Annotated in this window: 18 protein-coding genes; 10 read left to right on the top strand and 8 right to left on the bottom strand. The window is 64.5% G+C overall.

The genetic code is table 11. From position 1 onward, the window contains the following. Positions 1-57: 57 nt before the first annotated feature. Together ACTDXD_RS15045 and ACTDXD_RS15040 are read left to right on the top strand one after the other, a co-directional pair. Positions 58-693 (top strand): TetR/AcrR family transcriptional regulator, encoded by a 636-nt coding sequence (locus ACTDXD_RS15045; protein ID WP_440123132.1) that lies wholly within the window; start codon positions 58-60, stop codon positions 691-693. 101 nt (positions 694-794) lie between these two features. Then, on the top strand, positions 795-2,231 hold the full coding sequence (locus ACTDXD_RS15040) for an MFS transporter (RefSeq protein WP_440123131.1): 1,437 nt from the start codon (positions 795-797) through the stop codon (positions 2,229-2,231). 63 nt (positions 2,232-2,294) lie between these two features. Here the strand turns inward: ACTDXD_RS15040 and ACTDXD_RS15035 are convergent, their stop codons facing one another. From ACTDXD_RS15035 to ACTDXD_RS15005, 7 genes are all read right to left on the bottom strand, one after another. Then, a complete protein-coding gene (locus ACTDXD_RS15035) occupies positions 2,295-3,278 on the bottom strand; it encodes an NADPH:quinone oxidoreductase family protein (protein WP_440123130.1) in 984 nt (327 codons plus the stop codon). A gap of 36 nt (positions 3,279-3,314) precedes the next feature. Continuing rightward, on the bottom strand, positions 3,315-4,349 hold the full coding sequence (locus ACTDXD_RS15030; protein ID WP_440123129.1) for a phosphotransferase family protein: 1,035 nt from the start codon (positions 4,347-4,349) through the stop codon (positions 3,315-3,317). After that, positions 4,342-5,124, bottom strand: coding sequence for an SDR family oxidoreductase (locus ACTDXD_RS15025; RefSeq protein WP_440123128.1), 783 nt, complete (start codon positions 5,122-5,124; stop codon positions 4,342-4,344). The genes ACTDXD_RS15030 and ACTDXD_RS15025 overlap by 8 nt, the downstream gene beginning before the upstream one ends. After that, positions 5,121-6,344 carry an acyl-CoA dehydrogenase family protein gene (locus ACTDXD_RS15020; RefSeq protein WP_440123127.1) on the bottom strand — a complete coding sequence of 408 codons (1,224 nt, stop codon included), beginning with the start codon at positions 6,342-6,344 and terminating at the stop codon, positions 5,121-5,123. Before ACTDXD_RS15020 ends, ACTDXD_RS15025 begins: the two co-directional genes overlap by 4 nt. 21 nt (positions 6,345-6,365) lie before the next feature. Further along, entirely contained in the window at positions 6,366-7,184 is an 819-nt protein-coding gene (locus ACTDXD_RS15015) for an SDR family oxidoreductase (protein WP_440127656.1), read from the bottom strand. 114 nt (positions 7,185-7,298) lie between these two features. Beyond that, complete coding sequence (locus tag ACTDXD_RS15010) at positions 7,299-7,799, bottom strand: hypothetical protein (RefSeq protein WP_440123126.1); 501 nt, start codon at positions 7,797-7,799, stop codon at positions 7,299-7,301. A gap of 39 nt (positions 7,800-7,838) precedes the next feature. Continuing rightward, a complete protein-coding gene (locus ACTDXD_RS15005) occupies positions 7,839-8,519 on the bottom strand; it encodes a TetR/AcrR family transcriptional regulator (protein ID WP_440123125.1) in 681 nt (226 codons plus the stop codon). A 72-nt stretch (positions 8,520-8,591) separates the two neighbouring features. On the opposite strand from ACTDXD_RS15005, the gene ACTDXD_RS15000 reads away from it, so the two are divergent. Together ACTDXD_RS15000 and ACTDXD_RS14995 are read left to right on the top strand one after the other, a co-directional pair. Beyond that, entirely contained in the window at positions 8,592-9,260 is a 669-nt protein-coding gene (locus ACTDXD_RS15000; protein ID WP_440123124.1) for an alpha-ketoglutarate-dependent dioxygenase AlkB family protein, read from the top strand. 105 nt (positions 9,261-9,365) lie between these two features. Next, positions 9,366-10,124, top strand: coding sequence for a cutinase family protein (locus ACTDXD_RS14995; protein ID WP_440123123.1), 759 nt, complete (start codon positions 9,366-9,368; stop codon positions 10,122-10,124). A gap of 56 nt (positions 10,125-10,180) precedes the next feature. Here the strand turns inward: ACTDXD_RS14995 and aztA are convergent, their stop codons facing one another. Continuing rightward, a complete protein-coding gene (gene aztA, locus ACTDXD_RS14990) occupies positions 10,181-10,810 on the bottom strand; it encodes a zinc ABC transporter ATP-binding protein AztA (RefSeq protein ID WP_440123122.1) in 630 nt (209 codons plus the stop codon). A 55-nt stretch (positions 10,811-10,865) separates the two neighbouring features. On the opposite strand from aztA, the gene aztB reads away from it, so the two are divergent. From aztB to ACTDXD_RS14960, 6 genes are all read left to right on the top strand, one after another. Next, the gene (gene aztB / locus ACTDXD_RS14985) at positions 10,866-11,774 is read left to right on the top strand and encodes a zinc ABC transporter permease AztB (RefSeq protein ID WP_440123121.1); all 909 of its coding nucleotides are present in this window, start codon (positions 10,866-10,868) and stop codon (positions 11,772-11,774) included. Between the two features lie 30 nt (positions 11,775-11,804). After that, positions 11,805-13,055, top strand: a complete 1,251-nt coding sequence (locus tag ACTDXD_RS14980; RefSeq protein ID WP_440123120.1) for an ABC transporter — start codon at positions 11,805-11,807, stop codon at positions 13,053-13,055. Continuing rightward, a complete protein-coding gene (gene aztC, locus ACTDXD_RS14975; protein ID WP_440123119.1) occupies positions 13,052-13,966 on the top strand; it encodes a zinc ABC transporter substrate-binding protein AztC in 915 nt (304 codons plus the stop codon). The genes ACTDXD_RS14980 and aztC overlap by 4 nt, the downstream gene beginning before the upstream one ends. Positions 13,967-13,991: 25 nt before the next feature. Further along, a complete protein-coding gene (gene aztD / locus ACTDXD_RS14970) occupies positions 13,992-15,185 on the top strand; it encodes a zinc metallochaperone AztD (protein ID WP_440123118.1) in 1,194 nt (397 codons plus the stop codon). 233 nt (positions 15,186-15,418) lie between these two features. Then, complete coding sequence (locus tag ACTDXD_RS14965) at positions 15,419-17,302, top strand: ABC transporter ATP-binding protein (protein ID WP_440123117.1); 1,884 nt, start codon at positions 15,419-15,421, stop codon at positions 17,300-17,302. Beyond that, on the top strand, positions 17,299-19,056 hold the full coding sequence (locus ACTDXD_RS14960; RefSeq protein WP_440123116.1) for an ABC transporter ATP-binding protein: 1,758 nt from the start codon (positions 17,299-17,301) through the stop codon (positions 19,054-19,056). Before ACTDXD_RS14965 ends, ACTDXD_RS14960 begins: the two co-directional genes overlap by 4 nt. Positions 19,057-19,064: the final 8 nt, after the last annotated feature.

Genomic DNA, 19,064 nt, shown 5'->3' with positions numbered 1-19,064 from the left:
GCAACACCACGCCGATGCGGGCATCGGCAATCACCGCACCCCGGCTACGGTGTGACGATGGGCGAATCGAGCAGCAAATCGATCTACGGAGATGCGGCGGCCCGACGTCGCCGCACCCTCGATGCGGCCGCAGCCCTGCTCGACGAGGGCGGGTACTCGGCGCTGACCATCCGCTCGATCGCGAAGCGCTCCGGAACCAGCGTCGGGTTGATCTACCAGTACTTCACCGACAAGCAGGACATCTTCACCTCACTGCTCAACGAGAGCCAGATCGAATCCCGGTCGTTCGTCGCAACTCTTCCTCGCGACCGAGGAGTCGCCGCCCTGCTCGCCGCGGTGATCCCCGAGTCCACCAAGCAGTGGGGCCGCGTCGGACGCTTCACCGCAACCTGGCGCGACATCGAAGGCGACGACCGCACCGAACGCGAATCGGTCCGTCAGGTGCGACGGACCGCACGGGAGTACAACACCGAACTTCACCGCGCACTCACGCAGGCAGCGGCATCCGAAGGTCGCGTCCTGCGGGACGAACCCTCCATGCTCCCCTTCGTCCTGTCCGCCCTCCAAGGCGTGTCCGACACAATCGTGCACAACTGGGCAACCGACCTCGATCACGCAGAACTCACCCGATTCGTCGCAGATTCACTGACCAGGGCGATCACCAGGGACGACGAGCCGGGAACACAGACCTGACCCCTGCCCGCAAGAGTGTCCCACTCACCGGTATCCGGTCGATGTGACCACGCGCACAGCCATACCGTTCTCCTCGAAGTCCCCAGGATTCAGGAGCTCGAATGAGTACATCGGTGATACCCGGCCGCCCCGCATCAACCCGCTCAGAGAAACGATTCGAACGGACCCGGCCGGTCTGGGTGATCGTCTCCGTTCTTATCGCAGTTGAGATCATCAGCGCATTCGAGACGTCGATGATGTACGCCGCACTTCCGACCTTCACTCAGGTGTTCGCAGCAGACTCATCTGCTGTGGGATGGACCGTTACCTCATTCCTGCTGGTTGCAGCCGCATCCGCGGCAGTATGCGGACGCCTCGGCGACATGTACGGCCGAGAGCGCGTTCTCATCGTCGTCCTGATCTGCGCAGCAGTCGGATCGATCATCAGCATGGCATTCGGGTCGCTGTGGGCCGTCGTCATCGGTCGCGCAATCCAGGGTGTCGCCGGTGCGATCCTGCCGCTGTGCATCGGACTCGCCCGTGAACACCTCCCGGCGAAGAAGGTACCGATGGCCATCGCGCTGATCTCCGGATCCGCAGTCGCCGCCGGTGCCGCCTCGCTCCTGGTCGCAGGCCTGATCATCGATCTCGGCGACTGGCGGTACATGTTCGTCGTCACCGCAATCTATGCCATCGGCTGCGTCGTCCTTGTCGAGGCCGTGCTGCCGTGGCGTCATCGCGACGCCGAACGTCAGCAGGTCGATTTCGTCGGCGCGATCGGCCTCGCCATCTCGGTGACCGCCATCCTCCTGGCCCTCACCCAAGGCAAGTCCTGGGGGTGGGGAGATACCCGCGTGCTCGGCCTACTCGTGGTCGGTATCGCGATCTTCGCCTGGTGGGTGCGCTGGGAACTCGCCCGCAAATCCCCGATCATCAACCTCCGGTTGCTCGCCGAGCGCAACGTCGCGTTCACCATGCTCGCCACGATCGCGCTTGGAGTCGGCCCGATCGGCGTGACGACGATGCTCATCCCGATCATCATGCAGACCCCGGACACCGCGCCGTTCGGACTCGGCCTGTCGGCCACCCACGCCGGGATGCTCTCGTTCATCGGCGCAATGATCGGAATGCTCTTCACTCCGCTCGCAGGCAAGATTGCTGCAGCAGTCGGCGCTCGATCGTCGTTGCTGCTCGGCACCACCCTGTTCATGATCGCCTCTGGCGCATTCTTCGTCTTCCGCGGTTCCGTGGTCGGTATGACCGCGCTGGTCATCACCGTGTCCATCGCGACGGCCTTCGCATACACGGCACTGCCGAACCTGCTGGTCGAGTTCGTCCCCGAGCACAACACCAGCGAGATCACCGGAAGCCAGTCGGTCGTGCGCACCGCCGCGATGGCGGTGGGCACGTCGATTACGACAGTGCTGCTCGCTTCCCTCGTAGTCCCCGGATCATCGACACCGACGGTGGCAGCACTGGGAGCCGTGTGCGCCATGCTCGTAGTCATGTGCGTCCTCGCCATCGTGCTCACGCTCGGCATCAGATACGTCAAGAACTGACGAGATGACAGTATCGGCCGGCGGTTCTCCCACCGCCGGCCGATACTGGATCCCGGCGTGCAGCTACGGAACGAACACAACCCTGCCCACGGTCGTTCCCTCACCCAGCCGCGCGATTCCGTCCGCAACCTCCGACAACGACAACCGCTCACTGACGAGAGGTGCTATCGCCCCGGAGGTGGTGAGCGCCGTGAGTTCGCTGTGGCACTGTTCGATGACCGCACGGTCGTACTCCTTGTACAGGCCCCAGTGCAGTCCGATGATCGAATAATTCTTGATCAGTGCGTGATTGAGGCCCGGAGTAGGGATGGTTCCGCCTGCGAACCCGATGATGACGATCCGTCCCTCGAACGCGATGCACTTCGTCGAGCCCGCGTAGGCGTCGCCGCCGACGGGATCGAACACGACGTCAGCGCCCCTACCTCCGGTGAACTCCTTGACCTTTGCCACGAAATCATCTGTGTGCCGGTCGATCACGAGATCAGCGCCGAGGCGTTTGCAGTACTCGGCCTTCTCCGGTCCGCCCACCACACCGATGACGCGCGCACCGGCCGCCTTCCCGAGTTGTATCGCAGCACTGCCGACGCCGCCCGCAGCCGCGTGCACGAGAAGCGTTTCGCCCTCGCGCAGCTGCGTTCGGCGGTGTAGCGCGAACCACGCGGTCTGGTATCCGATGAACAGCGCGGATGCCTCGGCATCGTCGAGCGACACCGGCGCAGCGAAGGCGTTCACCTCGTCCATCACGGTGTACTCGGCGAACGAGCCGAGTGGCAGATTCGGGTTCCCGATCACCCTGTCGCCTACGGAGTAACGGGCGGCACCCTCACCTGCGGAGATCACCTCACCGCACAGTTCGACGCCCGGAGTGAATGGCAGCGCAGGCCTGAGCTGGTATTTTCCCCGACACAACAGCACGTCGGGAAAGTTGGCGGGTGCTGCCAACGTTCGTACGAGCAACTGGCCGGGCCCGGCCACCGGTTCGTCGATGTCCTCGTACCTGAGAACGTCTCGCGGCTCACCGAGTTCGTGTACACGCCACGCTTTCACGAAATCACAGCCTCTACTTCGTTGGTGTTCGGTCGGTCAGATACCGGCATCCGCGGCCACCGCCATGGCGGCGCCGACGAGTGCGTCGATGCGCTCCACGGTCGGGGTGCTCGCGGCTGCCTTGTTGCGTGGGTCGTCGAGTGCGCGTCTCATCACGCCTTCGGCGATGATGGCCACCTTCCACAACCCGAGCGCATGCCAGAACTTCAGTGCGGCGGGGTCGCGACCGGTCTCGGCAAGATACATCTCCACGAGTTCGGTCCGGCTCGGGAAGCCGTCCAGTTGTGTGGCCGGAAAGTCGCCCGCGGTGCGCTCACCCGGTTCACTCCAATACGCGAGCATGCTTCCCATGTCCGCCAAGGGTTCTCCGAGTGTGGACAACTCCCAGTCGAGGACAGCTCGCACGTCACCGTTCTGCGGTGCGGTGATGAGGTTCCGCAGGTGGAAGTCGCCGTGCACGAGGGTCACTTCCCGCTGCTCCGGGATGTTGGCCAGCAACCGTCGGGTGAGGTCGTCGAGGTCGGGTATCTCTCGCGTCTTCGAGCGTTCCCATTGGCCCGACCACCGGTTGAGCTGGCGCAGGGCGTAAGGCTTGTGGCTCGCGAGATCCGCCAATCCCACCTCGGCAAGGTCGACGGCGTGGATCGCCGCGAGTGTCCGCGGCAGGCGGATCCCGATCGCCCGTCGCTGCCCGGGTGTGAGTTCCTCGGCCACGGCCATCCGGTCGACGACGAGCCCGTCGACGAATTCCATCAGGACGAGCGGCGCATCGGAGACCGCCGGGTTGTCGGTCACCGCAAGCACGCGCGGTACCGGAACGGCCGAGTGCTCGAGGGCCGAAAGGATCCGGGCTTCCCGCGCAACATCGTGTGCGGAAGCGAGCAGCGTACCCAGGGGCGGCCGTCGCAGCACCCACCGCCGCCCGGATGCGTCGCTGATCAGGTAGGTCAGGTTGGATTGTCCCAGCCCGATCCGCTCGAATGTCAGCGGCCCCGCGAACTCCGGCACGATGCCTGCGACCCACGTCGTGACCGCTTCGGTCTCGATCCCGACCACCACGGTGTCAGACATCGCGTGCACTTCCCTGCCGGAACGACTGCGCGTTGCCGAGCAACCGGCCACCGTCGATCACCATCACCTCACCGGTGATCCACTGCGCCGCATCGGAGACGAGATAATGCACAGCCGAGGCGACGTCGACAGGTTCACCGATGCGCCCGAGCGGCGTGGAGGCCGCGACCCGGGGCTCGTGGTCCTTCCACAGTGCTTCGGCCAGCTTGGTTCTCACGACACCGGGTGCGACGGCATTGACGCGGACCATCGGCGACAGCTCGAGCGCGAGCTGCTTTGTGAGGTGGATCAGTGCGGCCTTCGACGCGTTGTACACCCCGATGTTCGCTTCGAACTTCATTCCGCCGATCGACGCGGTGTTGACGATGCTGCCGCCGTGATCACCCATCCACGCTTTCACCACCAACGACGACCACAACACCGGGCCCCACACGTTCACGTCGAAGGTCTTCGCGAACCGCGCGTGGTCCTGGTCGGCCAGCGGGCCGTACGACGGGTTGGTGCCGGCGTTGTTGACGAGAATGTCTATGCGGCCGAACTTCTCGAGGGTGATGTCGATGCATCGCCGCGCAGCATTGTCGTCGACGGCATGCGCTCCCACACCGAGCGCAGCCGGGCCGATGTCGGCCGCGGCGGCATCCGCCGATTCCTGGCTGCGTGAGGTCACGACGACGTTCGCTCCCGCCTGTGCGAGACCACGGGCAGTCTCCAGTCCGATACCGCGGGAGCCGCCGGTGACGATCGCGGTCTTGCCCGTCAGATCGAACCCCGTCATGACGTGGGCCGCAGGTCTCGGTACTTGCGCAGTTCCTGCTTGGCGATCGCGCGCTTGTGCACCTCGTCGGGACCGTCGGCCAAACGCAGTGTGCGCAGATGCGCGTACGCCATGGCGAGTGGGAAGTCGTCGGTGACTCCGCCACCACCGTGGACCTGGATCGCCCGGTCGACGATCTTCAGTGCAATATTCGGTCCGGCGACCTTGATCGCCGCGATCTCGGTGCGCGCTTCCTTGTTGCCGACGGTATCCATCAGGTACGCGGTCTTGAGGGTCAGAAGGCGGATCATCTCGATCTCGATGCGGGCCTCGGCGATCCAGTCCTGGATGTTGGCGTTGTCGGCGACGGGCTTGCCGAATGTGACGCGCGATTGTGCACGTCGGCACAGCAGTTCGAGGGCGCGTTCGGACACGCCGATCGCGCGCATGCAGTGGTGGATGCGCCCGGGCCCGAGACGCGCCTGGCTGATCGCGAAGCCTTCGCCTTCGCCCGCGAGAACATCTTTCGACGGCACGCGCACATCCTCGAACAGGATCTCGGCGTGGCCTTCGCGGTCGTGGTAGCCGAAGACCGGCAGGTTGCGCACCACGGTGACACCGGGGGCGTCGATGGGGACGACCATCATCGACTGCTGCCTGTGAGGGGCCGCGGTGGGGTCGGTCTTGCCCATCACGATGAGCACCTTGCAGTTCTTGTGCATCGCGTTGGATGCGAACCATTTACGCCCGTTGAGGACGTAGTCGTCGCCGTCACGAACCATCGACATCTCGATGTTGGTGGCATCCGAACTCGCGACGTCGGGCTCGGTCATCGCGAAGGCCGAGCGAATAGTGCCGTCGAGCAACGGCTTCAGGTACTTCTCTTTGTGTTCCTCTGTTCCGAATAGTGTGAACACCTCCATGTTGCCGGTGTCCGGTGCGGCGCAGTTGCAGGCCTCCGACGCCAATGGGCTCCGGCCCATGATCTCCGCGAGGGGCGCATACTCGAGATTGGTGAGCCCTGGGCCCCACTCGGGATGCGGATGGAAGAGGTTCCACAGCCCGCGCGAGCGCGCTTCCGTCTTGAGTTCCTCCATGATGGGCGGGTGGAAGTGCGGATCGCCGGCTTCTTCCATCTGACGGTGATAGACGGCCTCGGCCGGGTAGACGTGGGACTCCATGAATTCCAGCAGATCCGCCCGATATTTCTCGGCGCGCGGTGACAGGTCGAACAAAGACACGGCAAACTCCTCGAGAGTCGATCAGGATTCGGACATCAGGGACCGTTGGTAGCGCCGCATTCCGCGCAGCCACCGGTCGTAATCGGCACCCTTGTTCCGGTACATCTGGAGTACCTCCGGGTGAGGAAGGATCAGGAACCGCTCGTCGCGGATGCCGTCGAGCACGATCTCGGCGACATCCGCGGGTTCGAGCACCGCTGCGGAGGACGTCACGGCGCGAGTTCCGAGGTCGCCGAGTGACTCACCGGAATTGCTGCCGGAGTAGAGCAGCGGCGTGTTGACACCCATCGGACAGATACAGCTGACGCGGACGCCCTGGTCGCCGTAGGTCACCGACAGCCATTCTGCGAATCCGACGGCAGCGTGCTTGGTGACGGAATATCCTGCCGCACCGATCTGGGTGAGCAGGCCTGCCGCGGACGCGGTGCTCACGAAGTAGCCTTCGCCACGCTCGGCCCATCCCGGGACGAGTAGTTTCGCCGCACGGATGTGCGCCCGGAGGTTGACGTCGAAGACGTTCTCCCACTGGTCTTCGTCGAGGTCGAGTCCGTGCATGCCGGTGATGCCGGCGTTCGCGAAGTACAGATCGACCGGCCCGAAGCGGCTCTCTGCGATCCCGATGACCCGCGCGATCGCGTCGGCATCGGAGGCGTCGGCACCGACCGCGACGGCACCGCCGGGATGTTCGGCGTCGATGCGCGCAACCGTGCGCTCCGCGGCGGAGACATCGAGGTCGACCACGACAACGCGGGCACCTGTGTACACGAGCCGGGCAGCCAGGGCGTCACCGATCCCGCTGCCTCCGCCGGTCACGATGGCGACCTTCCCAGCAACGTCCACTTCGTCCTCCCCGCAGCCGTACACCTCGTCCACCGCACTATAAGTTGAATACGGCGTCAACTTCAACCGTTCGCGGCGCCCCGCCCCGCGAACGAGGCAACGGGACCACAGTTGCTATTCGACGCGACCGTACGCGCGCAATACGTCTGCCATCAGAAGATTTAGCGCTTCGCCTGCGGGAATCTCACTTCGAGCTCGCTTGTAGTTCAGGGAGAGAGTGAGGTCGTCGAATCGCGCAATGTATCGGCCCATCTCCGGCGTGAGAGTCCAGATCTCGACCTCGGTACCCGCAACGGTCGTGCGCTCCCACACATCGTCGGGCTCAGATCTGCCGGAGACCCACAGCGTCGCGTCAGGAGTGATGTAGGAGTTCACCCCGGACCACTCACACCCGGGTTCGGCGAGCAACTCACGCGGCATCGCATCGCCCGCGCCCACCGCATCGAGCGTCTCGGGAGAAATTGCGGCGCACGGGTCGACATCTTGCGCCGATACCGGGACAGCGACCGCAGGCACCGCGGTGCCGTTACGGGTCACGGATACTTCTTGCTGGCTACATGCACCACAGGCCGCAGCAGCGAGGACCGCAAGTGCGGCGATGCGTGTCGTCGTCATGCCCGCATGCTACGACGGACCACGCCGAATCCGGAACGATCAGTCGCCTTGAGGGATCCGCAGCGCGTTGACCCACAGTCGAGTCGCGGTATACACGAGCTCGTCCATGTTCGCGGACTCGTCCTCGTTGATGACGAAGTGGGAGAAGGCAAGTCGGCTGATCATGCCGGAGAGGGCCCTCGATGCCAGGAGCGCGTCGACCTCGCGATCAGCGAGGCCGCGGTCCTGCAGATGCGCGATGCTGCGTGCATTGCGCCGGATGAAGGCGTCGCCGCGTTTCTGACGCAGCTCACGAAAAACCGGGTCGATGTGCGAGACCTGCTCGAGCAGACCCATCAGCTTCGCGTTGCGTCGATACGCTTCGAGATAAGCCCGGTTGCTCGCCTCCACGACCGCCGCCGGATCATCCTCGTCGGCCACGCGTGGCATGCCCGGATGCAGCATGTCCTCCTGCGCCAGTTCGAGCACCGCCGCGAAGATCTCTTCCTTGCTCGAGAAGTAGGTGTAGAACGTGCCCGCGGAACACTTCGCGTGCTTGGTGATGTCGACGAGCCTGGTGTCGAGGTAACCCGCACTCTCGAATACCGTCCGGGCAGCGGCGATCAACGACGACCGCGTCCGCAGCCCCCGCTCGGTGACCGGAAGGTCGCGCAACAACGACGACGGTGCCATCGACGGAGGAGAGTCGTCGAAGGTGTCGTCGATGTCGGAGCTCGGCATTCTGTATTTATACGTGATCGGCGGATAACAGCCGACCGCCCCGGACGACAAAAGCATCGAGGAGCCGCGACAGTGAACGAACCGCTGCCCATCCCCCGTGCACGTCGCGAGGTCGCCCCCGGGGCAGTGCACGTGCCCGAGTGGCTGAACCGCGACGCGCAGCGCCGGCTGGTCGAGGCATGCCGCAACTGGGCGCGGGGTCCGGCACCGATGCGACACACCGCCCTCCCCGGAGGCGGAGTGATGTCGGTGCAGACGGTCTGCCTGGGGTGGCATTGGTCTCCGTACCGCTACACCCGCAGGGCGGTGGATGTCGATGACGCGCCCGTCGCACCTCTCCCCCGATGGCTCGCCGACCTCGGTCGCCGAGCGGTCGCCGACGCGTACTCCCGCCCTGCCGACGACTACGAGCCGGACACAGCCCTGATCAACTTCTACGACGCCGACGCGCGAATGGGGATGCATCAGGACAAGGACGAACGCGTCGCCGAACCGATCGTGTCCTTGAGCCTCGGCGATTCATGCGTCTTCCGATTCGGAAATTGTGAGACGCGAGGCCGGCCCTACACCGACATCCGGCTCGAGTCCGGGGATCTGTTCGTGTTCGGCGGACCGTCGAGGTTTGCGTATCACGGTGTGCCGTCGGTATTTCCGAACTCCTGCGGGCCAGGTCTCGGAATAGCACGGGGCCGGCTGAACCTCACCCTGCGGATGACAGGGCTACCGTCTGACGCGGTGTGATCACCTTCACTGCAAAAGCGACAAAGTAGACAGGACCGCGGACCCGGAGTTCGCTAGTATCGACTTCGATCATCGCCTGTCGGGGGCCGACCAGGAGAACCGCGCATGCCCCGGACCACTCGTACCCACACTCGTCTTCTCTGCATGCTCGCCGCCGGACTGATCACCACCGCAGGCGCCGTGCTGGTCACCGCCCCCACCGCTGCTGCCGACGATACGAGTCCGTGCCCCGACCGCTACGTCCTCGCGGTCGACGGCACCAAGGGCTTCAGCACTCCGGACTCGATCGACCCGGATTCGCCACTCGCAGAGATCTCCGACCGTCATCGTGGCCCGGGCACCGTTGTCGAACACATCCGTTACCCCGCGGTGGTCGTACCAATGCCCAGTACCGGTTCGCACGACGACGGCGACGGCTTGGACGACGACGGCGCCATCGCCTACGACAGATCCAAGCAGATCGGGCATGAGCGACTCCGCGAGACCATCGCCGCCCGGCACAGCACCTGCCCCGACGCTGATCTGTTGATTCTCGGCTACTCGCAGGGCGCCTCCATTGCCGGCGACGTCCTCGCCGAGATCGCGGAGGACGGATCAGTCCCGCCGTCCCGGATCAGCGGCATCCTGTACTCGGATCCCCGAGACACCCGGGGCGTCGAGACGTTGTTCCCCGGCCCCATCGTCCCCGGCGTGACGCTCGGTGGCGCGCGCAGCGAATTCGGTGAGATCCCCGTCCAACGAGTCTGCATCGAAGGCGATGCGGTCTGCGACGGCCGAACCCCCGGCGACGGCGACGACTGGCTCGAGGCGAACGTCGCCGGCTATCTCGAACTGCACACGAAATACCCTGACTACCAGCCCTGACGGGGCGTCACACGAACGCGGCCCCGAGCATCGATTGCGACGACCGGTCACTCGCTTCAGCGCACCACTGCGCGTCCGGACTCGAGTCGAAGCACGCGATCTGCGGCGGCGATGGATTCGTCATCGTGGGTCACGCAAGCCACTGCCGCTCCGCAACGGGTCGCATACTCGGCGAGGATCTCGCGTGTGCGTCGGCGACTGGCCGAATCCAGCCCTGCGGCGGGTTCGTCGAGGAGCAGGATCGGTGCCTCTTGCACGATTCCTTGCGCAAGGAGGGCCCGCTGCCGTTGCCCGCCGGAGAGTGCCGCGAGTGGTTGTTTCTCGAATCCCGTGAGGTCCACTTTCTCGATGGCCTCGACGACCGCGCTGCGGGTACTCCGGCGGTCCAGCCGTCGTGCCCAGGTTCCCATGGTGACGACATCGAAGACGGTCACCGGCAGGGTGTCGGGGACGGATGGCCGTTGGACGACGAGCGCCACCGCGCCGCATCGTGAGATCTTTCCGAAGCGGGGAGTTCGAACTCCCGCCAGCAACTCGATGAGAGTCGACTTACCCGAGCCGTTGGGGCCCGCGATTGCTGTCACGGTTCCACGACGGAGCGTCACGGAGACACCGTGCAGAACATCGCGTCCGTCGTAGGCATAGCTCAGGGATCGCGCCGTCAATACGGAGGTCGAAGTCTTCATTCATGCGACTATAGCAATTGGTAATCGTTGTCATTACCAGTTACGCTCCTGACCCGTGTCCTGGCTCAGCGATCCCTTCACCACCGACTTCATGGTCCGCGCCCTTCTGGGAGGTGCCCTCGTCGCAGCGATCTGCGGTGTCGTAGGCACCTGGGTAGTCATCCGCGGCATGGCTTTTCTCGGTGAAGCGATCGGCCACGGAATGCTGCCCGGGGTTGCCTTGGCCACAGTCCTGGGTCTGCCCGTGCTGGCGGGCGGAGCGATCAGCGCCGGAGCCATGAGCGCCGCGATCGGTGCCCTGCAACGGCGAGGCCGCCTGTCCTATGACACGACCATCGGCCTGTTGTTCGTCGCGATGCTCTCGAGTGGCATCATCATCGTCTCTCATTCACGTAGCTTCGCCACCGATGCGACGACCATTCTGTTCGGTGACATCCTCGCGATCCGGACTGCGGAGATCGTCACCCTCGCAAGCGCACTCATGATCACACTCGGTATCGCAACCAAGTTCCACCGTCCCTTCGTGGCATCCGCGTTCGATCCGCGCATCGCCCACACCCTCGGTCTCCGCCCTCAGCTCGCACAGGTGATGCTGGTCGCACTCGTCACCCTCGCCGTGGTCGCGTCGTACCAGGCGGTCGGAACGCTCCTCGTAGTGGCCCTGTTGCTCGGCCCGGTCGTCGCGGCCCACCAGTGGACCGGACGCATTCCCTCGACGATGCTCCTCGCCACGGTGTTCGGATTCGCGGCCGTCACCTCCGGTCTGCTCACCTCATGGCACTTCGGAACTGCCGCCGGCGCATCGATCGCGTTCTGCGCCATCTGCCTGGCCCTGACATCCGCGATCACTCGCAGTACCCGCAATCGTTTCCGTCATCGCCACGACCGTGACGTGCACCCGACCGAGGAGTTCGGAGATACCGGAGATGAACCGCCGGTCTCGATCTGCGCCGAAAACCGTTGACCTGAACAATTGTCGATCAGAAAGCACACAATGTTACGACGCGGGATTCTGACCGCACTTGCCGCGACCGCAACTATCGCGCTGTCGTCCTGCGCAACCCAGTCCGCCGATTCGACCCCGCCGATACCGGAGGCCGATCGATCCACCGGTGACGGCCACGGCGCGATTGCAGGAGCGGAGGAGGTTGCCGAACCGCCGCTGCACCTGGTGAGCATCGACGCCGCGGGTGCAGTCGGCATGCTCGATCTTCTCGACGACACCACCACGGAGCTGGGCACCATCTCCGCACCGTCTGCTGTCGCATCCGACGGGCGATACTTGTTTGCGACGACGCAACAAGGAGTCGACATCGTCGACAGTGGTGTGTGGACCTGGGATCACGTAGACCACTTCCACTACTACCGGGCGGCCCCGAAGTTGCTCGGGAACGTCACCGGTGAAGGCATACCGTCGGTTTCGACATCGAACACGTCGACCATCGGTGGTACCGGTCTCTTCTTCCCTCTCACCGGTGAGGCGGTGTTGTTGGACAACGCGGCTCTCTCGCAAGGGGAGATACGCGAATTGTTCCGGATCGGCACCGGGCCACATCCGGGACTTGCCGTCCCCCTCGGGGGCGGGGCCCTGATCACCCACGCAGGAGATCGAGGACAGGCCACGGAAGTGCGTTTCCATCGTGCCGATGGGACACCCGTCGACGGGAAGAGCGTCGAATGTCCCGACGCACAGGGCACCATCACCACCCGGGTCGGAGTCGTGATCGGGTGCGCCACCGGCGCTCTGCTCGCGACAGCGGAAGACGGGGACGTGACATTCGAGCACCTCCCCTACCCGGAAGGGACTCACACGCCCGCAGTGGAGTTCGACAATCGTAAAGGGCGCCCGAGTGTCGCCGCACGGGCCGGCGACGAGGGCATCTGGCTACTCGACACCCGTGCCCGCACCTGGCAGCTGATCCCGACCACCGAGCCGCTCCTCCGGGTGTCGGCCGCCGATGATGCGGACGAGCATATCGTCGCCCTCGATCGAAGTGGCCGCGTTCGGGTGTACGACGGCAGTTCGGGTGATGAAGTCGCGGCCACAGAGCCACTGTTGCCTCGGAGCATCGCAGACCCCGCACTGCTCGAGAGCGTCGAACTGACAGTCGACCGGCAGCGTGCATACATCAATGCTCCGGCGGAAGGCGTCGTCTACGAGATCGCCTATGCCGACAACGCGCGGCTTGCCCGGACTCTCGAAACACCTACCACTCCCGTCTTTTTCGCGGAGACGGGGCGATGATGCGACGAACCCGTCTGGTCGGTGCGGCGTTGGCAGGGATGCTCACTCTCGTAGGCTGCGGAAGCACAAGCGAGAACGAGGACCGGCCGACGGTCGTCGTGACCACCAACATTCTCGGGGACGTCGTGGAGAATGTGGTGGGTGATGCCGCCGAGGTCACCACGCTCATGAAACCCAATGCAGATCCGCACTCCTTCGAGATCTCAGCACAGGAAGCAAGCCTTCTGAGTCGAGCCGATCTGGTGGTATCGAACGGGATCGGCCTCGAAGAAGGGCTGCAGCAGCACCTCGATCGGGCAGCAGATGCGGGCGTGGACACGTTCGTCGCAGGTAACACCATCGACGTTCTCGCGTACTCCGAGGAGAACGAAGGTACACCCGACCCTCACTTCTGGACCGATCCCGCGCGCATGCGCGACGTTGTGGACGCACTGGAAAACGCGCTGGTATCGATCGACGGCATCGACAAGGCGGCGATCGACGAGAACGCCGAACGCTACCGCGAGGAACTCGCTGAACTCGAGAAAGAGATGACCGCGGCGTTCGATTCCGTCCCCGAGGACCGGCGCAACCTGGTGACCAATCATCACGTTTTCGGTTATCTTGCTGAACGATTCGACTTCCGCATCGTGGGCGCGATCATCCCCGGAGGTACGACGCTCGCGTCGCCCAGCGCGAGCGACCTGCGCGAACTTTCTTCCGCCATCGTCGAATCCGGTGTACCGGCGATCTTCGCCGAATCGTCACAACCCGACCGCCTGGTCCAGGTCCTCGCCGACGAAGCCGGCGTCGACGTGGACGTGATCGAACTGTTCACGGAGTCGCTCACAGAACCCGGACAAGGCGCCGAAACCTACCTGGAGATGATGCGCGCCAACACCGAGCGCATCACCGCCGGGCTCTCTCCCTGATAACCGTATACCGAGAGGAAGATCGATGAGACTACGACATGTGCCCGGAAAAGGAGCAATTGCGGCTGCAGTCGGCGCCGCATTGCTGGCCACCGCATGTAGCGGATCGGATGAGCAGACGGTAACCGACCCGACCACCGTTTCGCCCTCCGCTGACGCCTCGACCGATGGAGGCATTGCGGTCGCGATCGAGAACGGGCTGGTAGTACTCGATGGGGACACCCTCGAGATTCTCGGCGAGTTCGACTCCGAAGAGTTCACCCGGCTCAACGCAGTCGGCGACGGCCGCCATCTTCTCGTGACGACCACCGGCGGTTTCCAGGTACTCGACACCGCCACACCGGAACTGACCGATCTCGTCTTCGAGGCCGAGACTCCGGCGCACGTCGTCCGCCACCATGGCAAAACCGTCCTCTACGACGACGGCACCAGCAACACCGTCGTGTTCGACACCGACGCGCTGCTGACGAACAACAACGAGTTGCCTTCGACCCGGATGGTTCCCGGCGATGAAGCCCACCACGGGGTGTCGATCGTCCTCGAGGACGGCACGCTACTCACGACCATCGGCAACGCCGACGGCCGTACCGGTGTGCGGGCACTCGACACGGATTCGAACGAGGTGGCGCGAAGCGAAGAGTGCCCCGGCGTCCACGGGGAAGGAACAGCAACCGATGAGGCTGTGGTCTTCGGTTGCGAGGACGGAGCTCTGCTCTACCACGACGGCGCGTTCGAGAAGCTCACCGCTCCTGACGAATACGGACGGATGGGCAACGCCTACGTATCGGAAACGAGCCCGCTCATCGTCGGCGACTACAAGGACGACCCCGACGCCGAGGGCTACCTGTTGAACATGGTGACCTTGATCGACACCGAAGCGCACACGTACGAAGCGATCGAGTTGCCCGACGGTATCGAGTACACCTGGCGCGGCATCGCTCGCGGACCGAACGACCAGGCCTACGTTCTCGCAACCGACGGATCCATCTATGTCATGGACCCTGCCAACGGTGAGATGAGGGGCCAGTACCCCGTGATCGCACCGTGGGAAGGGCCGGACGAGTGGCAGAACCCGCACCCGGCCCTCGTGGTCGACGGCGATATCGGATATGTCACCGAACCTGCGAGCAATACCATTCACGCCGTCGATCTCACCACCGGTGTGATCGTGAAATCCACCGAGCTCCCGGACCAGCCGAACGAGCTCGCTGTCGCATAGTTCGATCGACCCGGCTGTGGTGTGTGCGCGATCGCGCATCACAGCCGGTGCGTCATTGTTGCCGGGACCGGATGTCAGTGCGTTGCCGCGCAATGGATGTACATGAACTTCACCCTTGCGTCCTGCAGGCGTGCGCCCTAAAGTGAACGCCATTCATAAATAGTTTTGGCAAACCTAACCTAATTGCCCCTGGCTACCGATGACAGCCGGTTTGCCCGACGCCCAGGAGTGCCATGACGACCACCGCACCTGCTACCGATCCCCCCTCAGAGGACCAGCGACGGAAATCCGACTCCGCCCACGAACAGAAGGATCAACAGAAGGCAGGTGCCCGCGCGCTGAAAGAGCTGATGAGTCCGGTGTCGGCGCGCCTGACCGTCGGCCGGATCCTCGCGGCAGTGTCAGGAATCTTCGCGGTGGTCCCCTATATCGCCTTGGTGCGCATCGGTGACCTGCTGCTCAGTGCACACAACTCGAACGCTCCCGTCGACGGCGACGAGGTCGGGATGTGGATTCGGGTTCTCCTCGTCACCTTCGGGCTCCGACTGGTCATCTACTTCACCGCCTTGCTCGTCACCCACTTCGCCGACATCAAGCTCGGCCACCTCATCCAACTCCGTCTGGTAAGACGGTTCTCCCGTACTCCCCTCGCGTGGTTCACGTCCACCAACTCCGGACGCGTACGCAAAGCGCTGCAGGACGATATCGGAACCATTCATCACCTCATCGCCCATCAGCCTGTCGACGGAACCAACGCGATGGTGATGCCTCTGGCGTTGATGGTCTATGCCTTCATCATCGACTGGCGCCTGGGACTGCTGGCAATCGCGACGATCCCGCTCTATGCCGCGGCGATGGCCGGATCGATGCGCGGCATGGGCGAGAAGACCGCGGAGATGGATCAGCGACTGTCCACCGTGTCGGCGCGGATGGTCGAATTCGTCACCGGCATATCGGTTGTCAAGGCATTCGGACGCGTGGGACGTGCCCACCGCAGTTATCAGGAGGCCGCCGATGACTTCTACGACTTCTACCTGGCCTGGGTCACACCACTGATTCGAGTCTCCGCCCTCGGGACGTCAGTTCTTGCCGTGCCGTTGGTGTTGCTCATCAACATCGGCGTCGGTGCTGTACTCGTCCATCACGACGTTGTCGGAACCGCCGACGTACTCGCCACCTCGCTCATCGCGCTCCTGATCCCGTACGCACTCGAGAGCCTGATGAATTCGATGTGGGCCCAGCAGATGGCAGGGGGCGCCGCGCTGCGGCTCGTCGATCTGGTGAACGCCCCGATCCTGTCGCACTCCGACGATGCAGATGGTCACGAACTCCGCTCCCACGAAGTCGTATTCGACCGCGTCAGCTACACCTACGGTTCCGGTCCCGATGCGGCACTCGCCGTCGATGACGTCACGTTCACCCTTCGGCAAGGGACTGTCACCGCACTCATCGGCCCCTCCGGGTCGGGCAAATCGACGATAGCCACGTTGCTCGCCCGCTTCGACGATCCTCGGTCGGGGACCATCCGAATCGGTGGCGTACCGCTCGACCGGATCACCGATCTGTATTCCCATGTCGGCTTCGTCCTGCAGGATCCCCAATTGCTCGGCATCAGCATCCGCGACAACATCGTGTTGGGCCGGCAGGATGCCACCGACACGCAGGTTCGGGAAGCGGCGGCAGCCGCCCGGATTCTCGACGACATCGAGGCCCTCCCGGACGGCTTCGACACCATCTACGGCACGGATTCGGGGCTGTCCGGCGGGCAGGCGCAACGCATCGCGATCGCCCGAGCGCTGCTCGTCGACGCCCCGATCCTGATCCTCGACGAAGCTACCGCCCTCACGGATCCCGAGTCCGAGCACCACATCCAACAAGCCCTGTCCACCCTTGTCCGGGGCAGGACCGTTCTGGTGATCGCCCATCGTCCCGAGGTCATCAAAGGGGTCGATCGGATCGTCGTGATCGATTCCGGTCGTGTGTCGGCCATCGGGACCCATGAGGAGTTGCTCAGCCACCCCGAATATGCGCGCTTGTGGCGAGTGACCGGGGCCGAGACGCGTCTCCCCGAAGCCGGCCCCGCCGGCGGCAACGACCGCGAAGGAACCCACCGATGAAACTTCCGCTGATCGATATCGTCCCCCGGATGCAGCGCATGATCTCACACCCGGAGCACATGCGGCCTGCCATCGCCGCCAGCGTGATCGTGGGCCTGGTCGAAGGTTTCGCGCTCGCGGCTCTCCTCCCCACCATCAGCGCACTGGCAGAGGACGATGCCGTCTGGGGGCTGGGACTTGCCGGCTGGCTGTGGGTGCTCGGCGGCCTGTCGGTGGCCAGCTTCCTGCTCAACTACTGGGCCAGCAAGGCCAATTACGACGTCGCGCTCGACTTCCTACGAAGCTTCCATCGTCTGGTCGGTGATCAGGTCGCCAAGCAGCCCCTCGGGTGGTTCGCACGGCCGCTGGCGGGGGCACTGTCCCGAATGGTGTCGTCCGAGCTGATGTCGGCGGGCGAGATCTTTGCCCACATGTTCGGGCCGCTCGTCTCGCGCAGTACGGCAGCAATCGTGATCATCGTCGCCGCGTGGTTCTGGGACCCCGCGCTCGGTCTGATCCTCACCGCTGCGGTGCCGGTGTTCGTCCTCATCACCTTGGTGTCGACGGCACTGATGCGCAAGGGCAGGTCGATACACGAGCCGAAGGAAGCCACGTTGGCAAACCGGGTTGTGGAGTACGCACAGTGCCAGGGCGCCATCCGCTCTTGTGCCCGCACCGACGACTACGCGCCGCTGGGGTACGCGCTCGAGGGTGCGTATTCGGCCAAGAAGCGCGGGCTGTGGCTCGAGACGATCGGGATGCTTCTCAGCGGAATGGTCACCCAGGGCGTGGTCGTGGTGCTGATCACCGTAACCGGATCGCTCGCCACCGACGGTGCACTGCAACCGATCCCGGCACTGGCATTCATCGGTCTCGCACTGCGCTTCACCTCGACGCTGTCGGCGATCACCGAGAGCGCGATGGGTCTGGAGTCGCGACGACCGCTGCTCGACGCGCTCGACGACGTACTCACGGCGCAGGCCCTGCCCGAGCCCGGCAACCCCGGGACACTGCCCTCACCGGGCAGATTGGAACTCGACGACGTCACCTTCTCCTACTCACCCGATTCCTCACCGGCGGTGCGCAATGTCTCGATGACGGTGTCCCCCGGTTCGATGGTGGCTCTCGTCGGTCCGTCGGGCAGCGGCAAGACGACCATCGCGCGGCTTCTCTGCCGCTTCTACGACGCCGACGAGGGCCGGGTACTGGTGGGCGGTCTCCCCGTGGCCGAACAGACTTCCGAGCAACTGATGGGCCAGCTGTCGATGGTGTTCCAGGATGTCTATCTGTTCGACGACACACTCGAGGCCAACGTCGCGGTGGGTCGGAAAGAGGCGACGGAGGCGGAGATCCGGGAGGCTGCTGACCTCGCCGGCGTCACGGAGATAGCCGAGCGGCTACCCGACGGCTGGCACACACGGGTCGGAGAAGGTGGCCGGGGCATCTCCGGCGGAGAGCGCCAACGAGTGGCCATCGCGCGGGCCCTGCTCAAGAAGGCACCGATCGTCCTGCTCGACGAGGCGACATCGGCTCTCGATGTCGAGAACGAAGCGAACATCGTCGCGGCAATCGAGAGACTGCGCGAAGAGTCGACCGTCGTCGTCATCGCCCATCGGCTCGCCACGATCATGGGAGCCGACAAGATTGTCGCGCTCGATGCCCAAGGTCGGATCGAGAGCCAGGGGACGCACGAGGAACTGCTGGCTGCCGGAGGCACATACTCTCAGTTCTGGCGTCGGCTCGAGGAGGCGCAGGGCTGGCAGCTGGCCCACTAGCCTTATGG

The organism is Rhodococcus sp. SJ-3 (assembly GCF_051918125.1).
Taxonomy (GTDB): Bacteria; Actinomycetota; Actinomycetes; order Mycobacteriales; family Mycobacteriaceae; genus Rhodococcus.
Note: the sequence above shows the minus strand (reverse complement) of the source record. Positions and strands in the feature narration are given on the sequence as shown.

What these genes read in the sequence shown, in the direction of transcription:
- ACTDXD_RS14980 (WP_440123120.1), top strand. Translation starts at nt 11,805, where the DNA reads ATGTTACGACGCGGGATTCTGACCGCACTTGCCGCGACCGCAACTATC.
- ACTDXD_RS15005 (WP_440123125.1), bottom strand. Translation starts at nt 8,519, where the DNA reads ATGCCGAGCTCCGACATCGACGACACCTTCGACGACTCTCCTCCGTCG.
- ACTDXD_RS15025 (WP_440123128.1), bottom strand. Translation starts at nt 5,124, where the DNA reads ATGACGGGGTTCGATCTGACGGGCAAGACCGCGATCGTCACCGGCGGC.
- ACTDXD_RS15040 (WP_440123131.1), top strand. Translation starts at nt 795, where the DNA reads ATGAGTACATCGGTGATACCCGGCCGCCCCGCATCAACCCGCTCAGAG.
- ACTDXD_RS15030 (WP_440123129.1), bottom strand. Translation starts at nt 4,349, where the DNA reads ATGTCTGACACCGTGGTGGTCGGGATCGAGACCGAAGCGGTCACGACG.
- aztC (WP_440123119.1), top strand. Translation starts at nt 13,052, where the DNA reads ATGATGCGACGAACCCGTCTGGTCGGTGCGGCGTTGGCAGGGATGCTC.
- ACTDXD_RS14995 (WP_440123123.1), top strand. Translation starts at nt 9,366, where the DNA reads ATGCCCCGGACCACTCGTACCCACACTCGTCTTCTCTGCATGCTCGCC.
- ACTDXD_RS15045 (WP_440123132.1), top strand. Translation starts at nt 58, where the DNA reads ATGGGCGAATCGAGCAGCAAATCGATCTACGGAGATGCGGCGGCCCGA.
- ACTDXD_RS15010 (WP_440123126.1), bottom strand. Translation starts at nt 7,799, where the DNA reads ATGACGACGACACGCATCGCCGCACTTGCGGTCCTCGCTGCTGCGGCC.
- aztA (WP_440123122.1), bottom strand. Translation starts at nt 10,810, where the DNA reads ATGAAGACTTCGACCTCCGTATTGACGGCGCGATCCCTGAGCTATGCC.
- ACTDXD_RS14960 (WP_440123116.1), top strand. Translation starts at nt 17,299, where the DNA reads ATGAAACTTCCGCTGATCGATATCGTCCCCCGGATGCAGCGCATGATC.
- aztD (WP_440123118.1), top strand. Translation starts at nt 13,992, where the DNA reads ATGAGACTACGACATGTGCCCGGAAAAGGAGCAATTGCGGCTGCAGTC.
- ACTDXD_RS14965 (WP_440123117.1), top strand. Translation starts at nt 15,419, where the DNA reads ATGACGACCACCGCACCTGCTACCGATCCCCCCTCAGAGGACCAGCGA.